At 57.0% G+C, this 13,318-nt stretch carries 13 protein-coding genes; 9 read left to right on the top strand and 4 right to left on the bottom strand.

Annotated elements, in window-relative coordinates; genetic code table 11:
• Positions 1–327 precede the first annotated feature (327 nt).
• The 7 genes from ACR2TX_RS16590 to ACR2TX_RS16560 all read left to right on the top strand — a co-directional run bounded on the left by ACR2TX_RS16590 (position 328) and on the right by ACR2TX_RS16560 (position 7,672).
• The gene (locus ACR2TX_RS16590) at positions 328–2,217 is read left to right on the top strand and encodes a potassium transporter Kup (protein WP_347257570.1); all 1,890 of its coding nucleotides are present in this window, start codon (positions 328–330) and stop codon (positions 2,215–2,217) included.
• 119 nt (positions 2,218–2,336) lie between these two features.
• Positions 2,337–3,314, top strand: coding sequence for a DUF6279 family lipoprotein (locus tag ACR2TX_RS16585; RefSeq protein WP_347257569.1), 978 nt, complete (start codon positions 2,337–2,339; stop codon positions 3,312–3,314).
• 247 nt (positions 3,315–3,561) lie between these two features.
• A complete protein-coding gene (locus tag ACR2TX_RS16580; RefSeq protein WP_139841173.1) occupies positions 3,562–3,933 on the top strand; it encodes a hypothetical protein in 372 nt (123 codons plus the stop codon).
• 301 nt (positions 3,934–4,234) lie between these two features.
• Positions 4,235–4,507 (top strand): RNA recognition motif domain-containing protein, encoded by a 273-nt coding sequence (locus tag ACR2TX_RS16575; RefSeq protein WP_077730146.1) that lies wholly within the window; start codon positions 4,235–4,237, stop codon positions 4,505–4,507.
• Positions 4,508–4,675: 168 nt separating this feature from the next.
• Entirely contained in the window at positions 4,676–6,121 is a 1,446-nt protein-coding gene (locus tag ACR2TX_RS16570; protein WP_434130192.1) for a lytic transglycosylase domain-containing protein, read from the top strand.
• A gap of 783 nt (positions 6,122–6,904) precedes the next feature.
• A complete protein-coding gene (locus ACR2TX_RS16565) occupies positions 6,905–7,174 on the top strand; it encodes an RNA recognition motif domain-containing protein (protein ID WP_077730145.1) in 270 nt (89 codons plus the stop codon).
• A 177-nt stretch (positions 7,175–7,351) separates the two neighbouring features.
• Complete coding sequence (locus tag ACR2TX_RS16560; RefSeq protein ID WP_077730144.1) at positions 7,352–7,672, top strand: RNA recognition motif domain-containing protein; 321 nt, start codon at positions 7,352–7,354, stop codon at positions 7,670–7,672.
• A gap of 156 nt (positions 7,673–7,828) precedes the next feature.
• Here ACR2TX_RS16560 and ACR2TX_RS16555 read toward each other — a convergent pair whose 3' ends face one another.
• A complete protein-coding gene (locus ACR2TX_RS16555; RefSeq protein WP_434130190.1) occupies positions 7,829–8,848 on the bottom strand; it encodes a serine/threonine protein kinase in 1,020 nt (339 codons plus the stop codon).
• 95 nt (positions 8,849–8,943) lie between these two features.
• Between ACR2TX_RS16555 and ACR2TX_RS16550 the strand changes: the two genes are divergently transcribed.
• On the top strand, positions 8,944–9,609 hold the full coding sequence (locus tag ACR2TX_RS16550; protein ID WP_434112444.1) for a YceH family protein: 666 nt from the start codon (positions 8,944–8,946) through the stop codon (positions 9,607–9,609).
• A gap of 17 nt (positions 9,610–9,626) precedes the next feature.
• On the opposite strand, the gene arfB is transcribed toward ACR2TX_RS16550, so the two are convergent.
• The 3 genes from arfB to ACR2TX_RS16535 are packed head-to-tail and all read right to left on the bottom strand — an operon-like array spanning position 9,627 to position 10,667.
• Complete coding sequence (gene arfB, locus ACR2TX_RS16545) at positions 9,627–10,040, bottom strand: alternative ribosome rescue aminoacyl-tRNA hydrolase ArfB (protein ID WP_133717297.1); 414 nt, start codon at positions 10,038–10,040, stop codon at positions 9,627–9,629.
• Between the two features lie 6 nt (positions 10,041–10,046).
• Positions 10,047–10,253, bottom strand: coding sequence for a SlyX family protein (locus tag ACR2TX_RS16540; RefSeq protein ID WP_077730141.1), 207 nt, complete (start codon positions 10,251–10,253; stop codon positions 10,047–10,049).
• Positions 10,254–10,289: 36 nt separating this feature from the next.
• Positions 10,290–10,667, bottom strand: a complete 378-nt coding sequence (locus ACR2TX_RS16535; RefSeq protein WP_434130188.1) for a YajD family HNH nuclease — start codon at positions 10,665–10,667, stop codon at positions 10,290–10,292.
• Between the two features lie 50 nt (positions 10,668–10,717).
• On the opposite strand from ACR2TX_RS16535, the gene ACR2TX_RS16530 reads away from it, so the two are divergent.
• On the top strand, positions 10,718–13,234 hold the full coding sequence (locus tag ACR2TX_RS16530; protein WP_434130186.1) for a YdbH domain-containing protein: 2,517 nt from the start codon (positions 10,718–10,720) through the stop codon (positions 13,232–13,234).
• Positions 13,235–13,318: the final 84 nt, after the last annotated feature.

Here is a 13,318-nt window from a genome sequence, read left to right as displayed (position 1 = left end):
CCACAGCTAACCGCGATCGACTGTATAGGAGCTAAGTATGGGACATTTTCATCGGGTTAACGGTACGCCCCTCAATTCTAAGGCGAGTATCGTAAAGGTGAGCGCCTGGCACGGTCCAGCGAACAACCGCCAATCTTTCGACGCCCGTCTGTCGTTAAACCCGGAGACGGCCGTCGGACGGGTCTTTGCGTTGCCGTTCTGGGGAGCAATGAGCCGGCCGAGGAGTCAAAGGGCAAAGTCTGCCGTGAGCGGTCATTGATAAAACACAAGGATCTCCGCATTGTGAAGTGCAACCATCGTTCGTCTCGACCGCCACACGCCTGAAAAATGCAAGCGCATTCGACATTGCAACGCCTAAAGCCCGGTAGAACCGTTACGCTGGTCGGCACGCTCGGAATCGTGTTCGGCGACATCGGCACCAGTCCGCTTTATGCCATGCGCGTCGCCTTCAGCGGACCTCACGCCATTGCGCCCAGCGAGACCAATATACTCGGCGTGCTGTCACTTATTTTCTGGTCGCTGATCGTGATCGTCTGCCTGAAATATGCCGCGATCATGCTGCGGGCCGACAACCGAGGCGAAGGCGGAATCATGGCCTTGGTATCGCTTGCGTCTCGCGCTGCGATCGATTCACCCCGCCGGCGACGCGTAATCGTTCTGATCGGTCTCATCGGCGCCGCCTTATTTTATGGCGACGGCATTCTCACACCCGCAGTTACGGTTACGAGCGCCGTCGAAGGCCTGGCGGTCGTGGCTCCGAAACTCAACGAATTTGTCGTGCCGGTGACCCTGGCGATCCTGACCCTTTTATTTCTTCTCCAACGCAAGGGTACGAGTCGTGTCGGCCGGCTGTTCGGCCCGATCATGCTCCTATGGTTTTTTTGCCTCGGAATCCTCGGTGCGCGCAGCATTCTCGCTACCCCGCAGGTATTGGTAGCAGCGAATCCGTGGTACGGCGCTCGTTTTTTGATCGAAGAGGAATGGTATTCGCTGGTGGTCCTGGGCGCGGTTGTCTTGGTGGTGACCGGAGCCGAAGCTCTTTATGCGGATATCGGCCATTTCGGCGTTCGGCCGATTCGCATGGCCTGGTTTGCCGTGGCTCTTCCGGCCCTGTTGCTGAACTACTTTGGCCAAGGCGCATTGCTGCTGCGCGAATCGGAGGCTACCCAAAATCCGTTCTACCTTCTAGCACCGGAATGGGGAGCCCTCCCGCTGCTCATATTGGCGACGATTACGACGGTGATTGCGTCCCAAGCCGTAATTTCCGGGGTATTCTCGACGACGTTGCAGGCGATCCAGCTTGGTTACTTGCCGCGGGTGCGTATTTATCACACGTCGCTGTTTTTCCCCGGCCAAATCTACCTGCCGGTCGTCAATTGGCTTTTATTGGCCGCAGTCTTTACCCTGGTCGTGCAATTCGAATCGTCCCAACGATTGGCCGCCGCTTACGGCATCGCCGTTACCGGCACGATGGTCATCACGAGCCTGTTGGCTTTCTTCGTATTCAAAAGGCTCTGGCAATGGAGATGGATGACCAGCCTGGCGGTCGTAGGCTGCTTCTTGATTATCGACACCGCCTTCCTTATGGCCAATAGCTTGAAATTCACCCAAGGCGGGTGGATTCCCCTTGGGGTTGGCGTTGTCCTGTTTACCGTGATGACCACCTGGCAACAAGGACGCACGTTGCTCGGAAAACGCTTGAACGAAAGAGCGATATCGTTCGAAACCTTGCTCATGCGTTTTCACGCAGAACCGCCGCGGCGTATTCCCGGAACCGCCATTTATCTCACAGCCGGCCGCCGGGGTGTCCCTCAGTCCCTCTTGAACAATCTGGCGATCAACAAGATTCTGCACGAACGGGTGATCGTGCTGACCGTAATCGTCAAAGACGTGCCCTGGGTGCCTCGCTCCGAACGCATCAAAATCAGGCACTTCGGCGACGAGTTATACCGAGTCAAGATTTACTTCGGTTTCAATCAGGAGCCCAATGTGCCGGACGCCCTGGCCTTGTGCAAAGAACGGGACCTCGAGATCGATTTGGCCAATGCCTCGTTTTTCTTCAGCCGGGAAGCCGTCATTTCGACGCCCCGCCCGGGTATGGCTCTCTGGCGCGAGCGCCTCTTTATCCGCCTGGCGCGCAATACCGAGAGCGCCATGGACTTTTTCAGAATACCTCCGGACCGTGTGATCGAACTCGGGACCGTGGTCGAAATCTAACTGGCTCCGCTTCGTAAACTGAAATCGTTCGCAATGGCTTTGAATTTTTCTCTTCTACTAAGTGACAGCGTACCTCACGATAGGAGCTCGACGTGTATTCGCCAGAATATGGACGGCAAATGAACGTATCGTCCCTCACCATCCTGATCCGCCGATGGCACTTGATCGTCGTATCCGCGATAGTGCTGCCGCTCGCGGCCTGCACCAGCATTCGGTTCGGTTATAACCATGCGGATACCTTGCTGATCTTCCGGCTTGATGAGTATTTCGATCTGGAAAAGACGCAGAAAACCTTGGCTAAAGATCGAATCAACGCGTTACTGGCCTGGCATCGCGCGACGCAATTGCATGCTTATTCGGCCTTACTCGACGACATTCGGACGAAAGCAAAGGGGCCGATGACGCCATCCGAGGTTACTGATTTTCAGCAGAGGATCAACCGACGACTGGAAATACTCGGCGAGCGGGCCGCCCCGGAAATCGCCAGGCTCGCACTGACGCTCAAGCCTAATCAGATCAGGCAGGTACAGCGCGAACTCAGCGATGACAATGCACAATTCCGAAAGAAATACGGTTATCTGCATAACAGCGCGGACAATGCCCCCGGAGCCAAGGCGAAGCTTTTTATCAAGCGTGCCGAGTTTTGGCTCGGGAAACTCACCGACGAACAACGAACCATCATCCGAAACGCCATAGCCGGACGCGACAACGGCAACTACACCTGGGCAGACGAGCGCGAAGCACGGCAGCGCGATTTTCTAGCCCTGCTTTCGAAAATCCAGGAACGGAAGCCGGAGGAGCGAGTCGCAACGGACTGGATTCGCACCTATTTCGCCGAACTGGCCGACCAAACAGACCCCCAGCGGCGCGCCTATATTCAGACCCTACGTCAGTCGAATGCGGAGTTGATCGCCAAAGTAATTACGTCCGCAACGCCCGAACAGCGAGCTGCCCTGGACGAGAAATTACAAGGCTATGCCGCCGACCTTGCCGCCTTGGCCGGAGAAGATCGCAGGTTTGGACAGTGGACTTTTCCATCGCGCCCGAACGAAAAATTAAGAGGACCGGAAACGAAGAGCTTCCGAAGTTCTCCTTAGCGTCGTTTTTCGCTCTGCCCATGGCCTAACCGTGGGGCGGAATTGTTCGTTTTTTGTCTCGAAAAACAACAAACGATAAGTATCCGGCCCGTCCAAGTACCGATCGCAAGATCTCGAAATCCACAGAAATTCACGGCTATCGCGATCTTGGTCTTCATAGCCGGCAGCCTGCCGGTCAGTGAACCAGTGTGCCTTTTCGGTGTCGGGAAGGAGAAGCGATTCAAGAAATTCTATGGAGCATGCGATTATGGTCCGATTAAGCTTCGAATCCGTCATTCCGGAACATGCTGTTACTTTGGGTCCGGCCCCGTATTTTCGAATCAGCGGTCATGTGATTCGCCAAGGTCCGGACAACGAAATCGTGGGGCGCTATCAAAACCACTTCTGGGAGATTCAGGGCAATTTATTTTCCCGATGCGACTGCCGGACCGGCGCCTCGATTCATTTTGAGGACACCTTTGGCGGCGGGTCCGAACGTTTCGGTCCTTTCGAGCATTTCTTCATATCCGACGGAAGCGTCTACACGGATCACGAACCGTTCGCCCGGTTCCTCGAAGAGGAGCGATGTTGGCAGCACGGCGACACGAACGTTTGCTGGCCGGTTCTTGTCATATGCTGACTGCCGAACCGGGCCGACTCCGATCTTCGCGACATAAGCGGTTTTGGATAAAGCGATGCCATCGCGGTATCCTTGACCTATTATCGTTCGGTGGCGAAGAGCGCTGCACCCCGAGGATTCGATCTTGTCAGGCAACTACACTGCCAGACGTCCCTCAAGCCTCGCCTCCTCGTCCAAATCTCGTGCAGCGCATCGGGCCTCACCCCACCAGGCGGTTTTCCCCAACGAAACGTTGCAGCCCGGTTGGACTTCGTATGGAACCATGTCAGGCCTATCCGGACGGCACCAAAGGAGAAGCATTATGTTGAGAGTGTATGCCGGCAATCTCCCCCCGGATATGACGGAACAGGAGTTTACCGAACTATTTGCGGCCTATGGACGAGTACGCTCGATCGAATTGGCTCGCGATATCTTTTCGGGACGTTGCCGCGGCTTCGGCTTCGTCGAGATGGAGGGTCATGAGGCGCGTGCGGCGATCGCCGGATTGAACGGCCGCAATCTGCGGGGCAACACGCTACGCGTTAACGAAGAGCGGCCGCGCGGCCGGCGCGGCGGCGGTGGCCGCCGACGTTAGCTGGAAAAACTCTGCTAACTCGAATGTCCCCCAACTTTCCGCATACTCGAGCTACAATGATTTTATCCACGTAGCCGAATTTCGATCCGCAATCGCGGGTCGTTTGAGTTCTCGGCGAAAAGCGTTTCTTCCGAAAAAAATTCTTGAGCCGGCTTGGGGGGCTCGTCGATGACTCGCAGACTGATCCAGTGTCTTCTGATGGTTGTGCCTGTTCTCATGGCAGGCGGCTGTTCCGGTCCTTCCACGATGCAAAAACATCATCGGATTCACCATGGAAGCCTTCACCAGAAGGCCGTAGCACCCGCGGCCTCGATGGCGCAATCGGCGGATGCATCGTCGCGGCTTCGCGCGATGTCTTCCGTCTCGATTACCTCGGGTATGTTCCCGAAGCCCGTGGCCCTGGAAACGCAAGTCGCCTTCTGGCGCAATGTCTACGGCGTCTGGAGCCGTTCTCAAGTCGTTCTGCACGATAACCGTTTTCTGGATGTGATTTATGAAGTGATTCAGCTCCCCGGCAATATCACCGAGGGCTATACCCCGATCCAGAAAGAACTGGTGCGCGAACGGACAGCCTATTGGCAGTCCCGATTGCGCGACCTGGAACAAAAGGTCTCTGCGGGAATTCCTCTGACCCAGGACGACCGAAGACTGGCCGTGAAGATCAGTCCACGCGGGGATCTCAAGACGGCACTACTGGGCGCGAGCGAGCGGCTCCGCGGTCAGCGCGGCCTTCGCGAGCGCTTCAAGAGGGGTTTGGAAATCAGCGGTCGTTATGATCGCCACTTTCGGGAGATTTTCCGCCACGCGGGCCTCCCCGAGGATTTAGCGCATTTGCCCCATGTGGAATCGTCGTTCCAAACGCAGGCGCGTTCCTCGGCAGGCGCCGTGGGCGTGTGGCAGTTTACGCGCGGGGCGGCCGAGCGATTCATGAACGTCAACACGATCATCGACGAGCGCCTGGATCCCATCGCTTCGGCTCACGGCGCCGCCCGTTATCTAAGCTATGCCTACGGCAAGCTCGGCAGCTGGCCCCTGGCAATCACGTCCTACAATCATGGCATTTCGGGCATGATGCGCGCGAAGCAGTCTTTCGGCCATGACTTCATGCGGATCGTTTCCGATTACGACCATCCCCAATTCGGTTTCGCTTCCCGTAATTTCTACGCCGAATTTCTGGCAGCACGGGAGGTCGCCAGTCAGCCCGAACGTTTCTTTGCCGAGGGCATACGATATGAAAAGCCTCTTGACTGGGACCGTGTCGTCATAACGCAGAATACCTTCGTTTCGACTTTGGCTCGTCAATACGCAACCGACAAGTCTCAGCTCATCGCCCTGAATGCGGCCTGGAGCGGACCGGCTCAGTCCGACAGGGCGGCTTTACCCGCCGGCACGGCGGTCTGGCTACCCTCGGGTACACTCCGGCAGATCGCGTACCGGGCGCAGCAGAATCGTCTGGCAGCGCAGCAACCGGAAAACAAAGGGGCATCAGCTCACGTTAAGGTAAGCTATCCCGGCAACGTCAAGGCCGGCGGCACCGCGACCAGAACCAATGCGTCATTAAGCCCCAAGAACGGCAACTACAAGCTGGCAAAAACTCAGGCGTTCGCTCGGTGAAAAAAGCGGACGGTTGTGGTTGATCGAAAGGTTAAAGTGGTACTTGCCATACCGCCGTGCTGTCGATGTTCCATGTTCGAATACGTTTTCTACGATCGGACTAGCTTCTTTGACGAAATTGGAGTAGGCTGCACATAGTTTGTCGCGGCGCAAGACCGGTCTTCGCCACGAGGATACGGAATTTTCCTTTCAGTCAATGCCTTAACGGCACCTGCTAGTCCCCGCCTCCTCCCGCAAACCGCACGCGGTGCGTCCTTCGGGTCCGCCCTGTGGTCACAGCAACAGTGCTCGTGCTCGACCGGTGCCACGCTCGTCGTGGCAGGCAAGAGCCAGGAAAGTTCGAATGCCCTTTGAGTCTCTCAGCCTATCCAACATCCCGTCACGCATTGTCGCCGATCAAGCCCACACGGCTCCCACGCCGATCCAATCGCAGACCATTCCAGCCGTACTAAATGGAGGTGATTTGCTAACCGAAGCCCAGACGGGTATCGGCGGCAGAATACGTACGTCGCATAGGCCGTACCGGCTCGAACAACGATGCAGCATCGCCGGTCTTTCGACACGAAACTTTACAGCTGAAAAACATCGAGCAGCTGCTTGGCCGCAAACTTCCCGCTCTTCCTTCACCGGAAGGCTATACACCGCAAACAGTCGGAAATCCTGGTCCACAGATTACCCGGCTGATGCGGCAATCAACGCCGAGGCGCGGATCGATCGGTCCATGCCCTCGGATCATTCAACCATGACGCCGCCTATCTTGGTTGCGCCCACAGGAGACAATCCATGCTGAGAATTTATGCCGGAAATCTGCCGGCCGATACTACCGAACGGGAGTTCAACGAACTTTTTGCGGAATACGGCCGGGTACGCTCGATCGAACTGGCTCGCGACATTTTTTCCGGTCGTTGCCGCGGCTTCGGCTTCGTCGAGATGGAGGGCCACGAAGCGCGCGCGGCAATCGCCGGACTGAATGGCCGCAACTTGAGGGGCAACAGTCTTCGGGTTAATCAGGAGCGTCCCCGCGAGCGGAGCGGCCGCGGCCGGCGACGTTAAGTACCGGGCGAGTGAACCGGACTAATATACGAAAGCTTTCGTGTCCAGCACGAACTTTTACCTACAGAATCCTTTCCAGAAAAGGTGTTTATTAATAGACCCAGCGCACCCGCGATTACGGGCTCGATCTGTGTTTATTAAGTGTTTTTTGTTTGTTTTCCTATCGAGGAATTTTTGATGAGTACGAAATTGTATGTCGGCAACCTGAGCTACAGCATTGACAACAGCGAGCTGGAGCAACTCTTCGCCCCACATGGTACGGTGCAGTCCGCGAACGTGATCATGGATCGCGAAACCGGCCGCTCCAAAGGCTTCGGCTTCGTAGAAATGGGTACCGATCAACAGGCCCGAGCCGCAATCAGCGCCCTGCATGGCAAAGAGGTCGGTGGACGTAGCCTCACCGTTAACGAGGCCCGCCCCCGCGAAGAAAGATCCGGCGGCGGTTTCGGTGGCGGCCGACGCAGCGGCGGATTCGGCGGCGGCGGACACCGCTATTGATATTCGCTAAACCGGCGGCAGAGCCCCGCCTCGGCGCCGGTTAGAATCCGTTCCGGCCTCTCCGAACTCGGAAAGGCCGGAACGACTTACCCGCTAAGTCACTCTTCGGACAGCACCTGCGATCGCAGGGCGCCATTCTTCATCGTTTGCCCGTTTTCATGCCGGGCAAAGCGGTGGTACGTCCATTGCGGCAATCTGTTCGCGCAGTTCAAGTATCCGGTCGTGCCAGTAACGCGGCGTATTGAACCACGGAAATGCGATCGGGAAAGCGGGGTCATCCCAGCGTCTTGCGATCCATGCGGTGTAGTGAATCAGCCGCAGGGTGCGCAGCGCTTCGATTAAATGCAGCTCGCGGGTATCGAACTCGAAAAAACTTTGGTAACCGGAGAGCAAAGGACTCAATTGCTGCGTCATCTCCGTACTGTCTCCCGACAACAGCATCCACAAATCCTGGATCGCAGGCCCCATGCGGCTGTCGTCGAAATCGACGAAATGCGGACCATCGTCCGCCCACAACATATTTCCGGGATAGCAATCTCCGTGCAGCCGCAGCGTGCGCACGGAACCCGCGCGCTCGAAACAGCGTCTCACGCCCGCTAGCGCTTGATTCGCCGCTTCCCGATAAGCGTCGACGATGTCCGCCGGAATCACGCCGTGAGACAGCAGATAATCTCTGGGCTCTTCGCCGAAACTGGCGATATCCAGGGCAGGACGGTGCCGATACGGCTTGAGCGAACCGACAGCATGAATACGGCCGATTAGCCGCCCCATTCGCATCAATGCGGCGTGGTCGTTGAATTCCGGAGCATATCCGCCTTGGGTCGGAAACACGGCGAAGCGAAAGCCGCCGAACTCGTGCAATGTCGAGCCTCCGGCACCCGGCAAGGCCGGCACGACCGGCAATTCGGACTCCGCAAGCTCCCGAACGAAGGCATGTTCTTCGAGAATGGCGGCTTTGCTCCACCGTCCGGGTCGGTAGAATTTCACGACCACCGGCGATCCGTCTTCCATGCCGACCCGATAAACACGGTTCTCGTAGCTGTGGAGCGCCAACAGGCTGCCGTCGCTGTGAAAGCCTGCGCTGTCCAATGCGTTCATGACGCAATCGGGTGTTAAGGACGAAAAGGGATGGACGTCTGTGACCGTATTCATGAACGCCATTCTACAGGTTGCCATCCTCGTCTCTCCCAAAAAGCGCAATCTAAGATTAGATTTTTGATTATCCTTGAGCCGGCAACGCTCCGCACTTCAAACTCTACGTATAAACCCTAATGAAAATTAAGCTCACGCCTTATGAAGCCCGCGTCATCGGTTGTTTGATCGAGAAGGAAATCACCACCCCCGAACAATATCCCCTATCGCTCAACGCCCTGACCAATGCGTGCAATCAGAAAAGCAATCGCGATCCGGTGCTCGATCTCGACGAAGCGACGGTGCAGCAGATAGTCGATGGACTCGTAAAGAAATACCTCGTCAGTGCCGGCAGCGGATTCGGCAATCGAGTCACCAAATACCAGCACCGGTTCTGCAATGCGGAATTCGGCGATCTGAAGCTCTCCAAGCAAGAGACTGGTATCGCCTGCGAGTTGCTACTTCGTGGGCCGCAAACGCCGGGCGAATTACGCACCCGGACCGAGCGCCTATGCAAGTTCGGCAACGTGCAGGAGGTCGAGAACACGCTGGCCAAGCTGATGAATCGGGAAGAGCCTCTGATCGCGAGATTGCCGCGCGAGCCGGGAAAGCGCGAATCCAGGTTCATGCATTTGTTTTTTGGCGAAGACCAGCTAACGGCGAACAGCGAGGATACGGAAAGAGAGCTTGAGCTTTCGGTTTCCGAGCGCGAACGGCTGGATCGCCTGGAGCGATTGGTCGATGAATTGAAGACAGACGTGAATCGGCTCGAATCGAAATTGGCCTCGCTCACGCGTGGGTCATAGGATCGGCATCGCCCGCCCTACTCGGCTGGTTTGCGTCTCGATGCCTTGAGTCGTCCGTGTTTATTCTTGCTGTCCAACCGCCTTTTCTGAGAGCTTCTGGTCGGGCGAGTCGATTTTCGCGTCTTGCGGGTGGCCGCGGCGCTTTTTATCAGCGAAATCAGCCGCGCAAGCGCATCCTCCCGATTCTGTTCCTGGCTTCGAAACTGCTGAGCCTTGATAATGACGAAGCCTTCGCTCGAAACGCGCTGATCTTTCAGCGTCAGCAGTTTTTCCTTATACATTTCGGGCAAGGACGATGCCCTGATATCGAAGCGCAAATGAATGGCCGTCGACACCTTGTTAACGTTCTGCCCGCCCGCTCCCTGGGCACGCGTGGGGTTGAGTTCCACTTCGGAGAGCGAAAGGCAGACCTGGTTCGAAATTTTCAACACGGCATTTCAATAGTGGGGCGGTTTCTCATCCACGATCTTGCCCAGCTCGGCAGCTGCCGCCAACTGCCCGATGCGGTCGATGAGAAGCTTGCAAGTCGCCTCCAGTTGATCGATCTGTTTTTGCTGTTCGCACACGACGTTATTCAATGCCTGAATCGTATCTTCCTGATAGGCGAGTTTGGTTTCCAAGTCTACCAAGCGTTCTTCGATCATGCTTCGACCTTCGAGATGGAAAACGCGGATTAGGCCTCATGATTCCTGCTTTTTCAACAGGGCATCGAGGTTGGCGAACGGCTTGAAGGTGATGCTCGCATTCTGCCGTTCTTCTCCGCTCGATTGCCCTGCGTTCAAATAACGGGAATGTTCGTTATCGTGGCAGTAGATGCAAAGCAGTTCCCAATTGCTTCCGTCCGGCGGATTATTGTCGTGATTATGATCTCTATGATGGACCGTAAGCTCGCTGAGATTTTCGCGTGAAAACTCACGGGCGCAACGCCCGCAAACCCAAGGGTATAGTTTCAGAGCCTGCTCCCGATAGCCGCGTTCCCGCTCCTCCCGGTTACGCCGGGCTTCGGCAACGACCTGATCGAGCCTATTGCTATCGGACCCGGTTTTCATGACGGTCATGATTCGCCCTCCGATCGTTCATAGCCAAGTTTGATTCAAGAATACACCCGATGTTCGCGATGAAAGCAACCGGTCCCGCGGCTCAAAAACGGCGCTATTTCGTCCTGCTGGCCGGCATGCTGGCGCTCATCACGATATATTGGGCGGTCCCCGCAGTCATTGCGGAATTTCTTCGATACCGACTCGCCCTGGCCGGGTTTACTCGGATCGACGTCAATTCCGGACGCCCGTCCTGGGATGAACTGCGCTTCGACACCATTCAAATGAGCCGCCGTTCCGGAAACCGGGCGCTTACCCTGCGCGCGACGGGATTGAAGGCTCGCTATCGACCCTTGGAATTGCTGTCGGGGCGGCTTGTCAGCATTCGGATCGCAAGAGCAGAGGTCGAAAGCAGCTTTGTCGATAGCCAGGTGCCGGCTCAACATGATGCCGGCAAAAACATCGCACCTACCGCTTTCGCACCGAATCATTGGCTGTCCCGTTTGCCGGCGGATGAACTGTCTCTCGAGCGCTTAGACCTATATTTCCGAACTCCAGCAGGCGGTAATTACACGGCGCACGCGACGGCCCAGATCCGAAACGGACAGGGGACACTGACCGGAGAAATCCGTCCGGCGGAGGAACAAGCGTTCACGTTCTCGGCACATGCCGCCGTGAGCGGCGAGTTCGAACTGGATATCCGGCCTGCCGAAACTTCGGCACCTCCGGTCCTTCATGTCGCCAACCGTGCCGACGAAACCGAAAAAGGCCGCCTGAACATAGCCGGCTCGGCTCGGGCAAGGCTGGACGCCGTCAACGGTTTGCTGCGGCCTTGGTTCGGACCCGACCAAAAACTCCCGTTGCTGGCGGGCAGCGTCGAAAGCCGCTGGCAAGGCGCCGTTCCGGTTGAGGGCAAAACATGGGAAGGCGTGAAGATCAGCAGCGATCATCATCTCGAGATCAGGATCGAACCGTCGAGCGGCGCCATCCGAACCGCCGCGTCCAGCATCGAAGCTAGCGCTTGGATCGAAGGGAGCCGAATCCGTTGGCGCATCGGGGATAAATCGGAGTTGTCGGCGCGCATCAAGAGTCCGATGAACTCTCCGGCTGAGCCCATGGTCGCGATGACTTTCCCGAAAGGCCTGGCTGGCCTCGTCGAAATAGCACCGGAGAATCTGACGTTTAACTTCACGCCCGAATTTCCGATACATCTTGCCCCAGTCGACTGGAATGGCATCTCATCCTCCGGAATCGATGTCGAACTCGCCAATGGAGCGAAACTCCACTACGGCACGGAACCCACCCGATGGGACTTCGAGCCTTTTACGCTCTTGACCCGGCCGGCAGCCCTAACTGCGCCGAAGGGCGCGATCGAGGCCGATGCGCTCAGCTTCGAGGTCGCCGAGCTCGGTGGCGGAAACGCCGGTTGGAAAGCTAGAGGCGATCTGCGCATTAAGGGCCTCAAACCGAAATTTCAGGGCAAGCCCTTACCCGCCGGCGACATACTGATCAAATTCCAGGGAGATTCGAAGCAGCTTGATCTCCAGAGTACTGCAACGCTTTCCCAGGGAAAATTGCTCCTTAACGGTCGGGCACGCCACCGATTCGCCAGCGGCCAAGGATCGGCGCAGTTCGAACTGGCACCTGTCGTTTTCGGTGAATCCGGCTTCACGCTGAGCCGATTGCTGGAACCCTGGCCTTTTCCCATCGACTTCCATGGGGGCCGTATCCACGGCTTCGGGGGCAGCTCCTGGAGGCGGTCGGCCAAGCATGGCGCCGGCGAAACGCTGCGGTTCGAAAACGAGGTCACCGTCGACGCAAACGGTCTGGCCGGCCGATTCAAAACAATCCGGTTTGAAGGCTTGGACGCCCATCTCGTCCTGTCTGACCGAGACGGTTTACGAACCGTCGATCCCGCTCGAGTCAGTGTCGAACACCTGGATTCGGGAGTTTCAGTCACCCACCTGGACATGAAAGCGGCGGTTACGAGTTACGCCGGAAGCGCCGGCCCGATAATCGACCTAAGGCAGTTTGGCGCCAATATCCTCGGCGGAACGATCCATGCCATTCCCGTTCGATGGGATACCGTCCATCCGGGGACCCCGGTGACCCTTACGCTAAAAGGGTTGTCCCTGAGTCAAATCATCGCGCTTGAAAGACACCAAGGCGTGGAAGGTTCGGGCCTCCTCGACGGACGGCTGCCCTTGGAAATCACCAATACCCACGTTGCGCTCCGCGGGGGCGAGCTTGAGGCGCGTCCGCCCGGAGGCTGGATTCGCTATCGGCCGACGGAACAAGTCAAAGCGATGGCGAAAGACAATTTGAGCCTACAGTTCGTGAATCAGGCCCTGAGCAACCTCCAGTACAACACACTGAAGGCCAAGGCCGACAGCACCCCAAAAGGCGACTTGACGCTACGGGTCGAACTGAAGGGGCACAACCCGGATTGGCAGTCCGGCCGGCCTATACATCTCAATCTAAACCTCCAGGAAAACATCTTGATGCTCCTGCGCAGCCTGAGCGTCGCCGACGATTTGACCGACCGCATGAACCAGCAAATCCAGGAGCATTACCGGAAAATACATTAGACGGAATCGATAAGGCGGCTAGATCTCGGGAAATCCCGATGCTATCCTCAGCCGCTCTTTTCGGCCTCGATACAGAAAACAACA

It is taken from the genome of Methylocaldum sp. GT1BB, from assembly GCF_051027545.1.
In the GTDB taxonomy this organism is placed as follows: Bacteria; Pseudomonadota; Gammaproteobacteria; order Methylococcales; family Methylococcaceae; genus Methylocaldum.
This window is presented reverse-complemented; position numbering and strand designations above follow the sequence as displayed.

Coding starts and splice junctions, on each gene's coding strand:
- ACR2TX_RS16590 (WP_347257570.1), top strand. CDS start 328: ATGCAAGCGCATTCGACATTGCAACGCCTAAAGCCCGGTAGAACCGTT.
- ACR2TX_RS16585 (WP_347257569.1), top strand. CDS start 2,337: ATGAACGTATCGTCCCTCACCATCCTGATCCGCCGATGGCACTTGATC.
- ACR2TX_RS16580 (WP_139841173.1), top strand. CDS start 3,562: ATGGTCCGATTAAGCTTCGAATCCGTCATTCCGGAACATGCTGTTACT.
- ACR2TX_RS16575 (WP_077730146.1), top strand. CDS start 4,235: ATGTTGAGAGTGTATGCCGGCAATCTCCCCCCGGATATGACGGAACAG.
- ACR2TX_RS16570 (WP_434130192.1), top strand. CDS start 4,676: ATGACTCGCAGACTGATCCAGTGTCTTCTGATGGTTGTGCCTGTTCTC.
- ACR2TX_RS16565 (WP_077730145.1), top strand. CDS start 6,905: ATGCTGAGAATTTATGCCGGAAATCTGCCGGCCGATACTACCGAACGG.
- ACR2TX_RS16560 (WP_077730144.1), top strand. CDS start 7,352: ATGAGTACGAAATTGTATGTCGGCAACCTGAGCTACAGCATTGACAAC.
- ACR2TX_RS16555 (WP_434130190.1), bottom strand. CDS start 8,848: ATGGCAACCTGTAGAATGGCGTTCATGAATACGGTCACAGACGTCCAT.
- ACR2TX_RS16550 (WP_434112444.1), top strand. CDS start 8,944: ATGAAAATTAAGCTCACGCCTTATGAAGCCCGCGTCATCGGTTGTTTG.
- ACR2TX_RS16540 (WP_077730141.1), bottom strand. CDS start 10,253: ATGATCGAAGAACGCTTGGTAGACTTGGAAACCAAACTCGCCTATCAG.
- ACR2TX_RS16535 (WP_434130188.1), bottom strand. CDS start 10,667: ATGACCGTCATGAAAACCGGGTCCGATAGCAATAGGCTCGATCAGGTC.
- ACR2TX_RS16530 (WP_434130186.1), top strand. CDS start 10,718: ATGTTCGCGATGAAAGCAACCGGTCCCGCGGCTCAAAAACGGCGCTAT.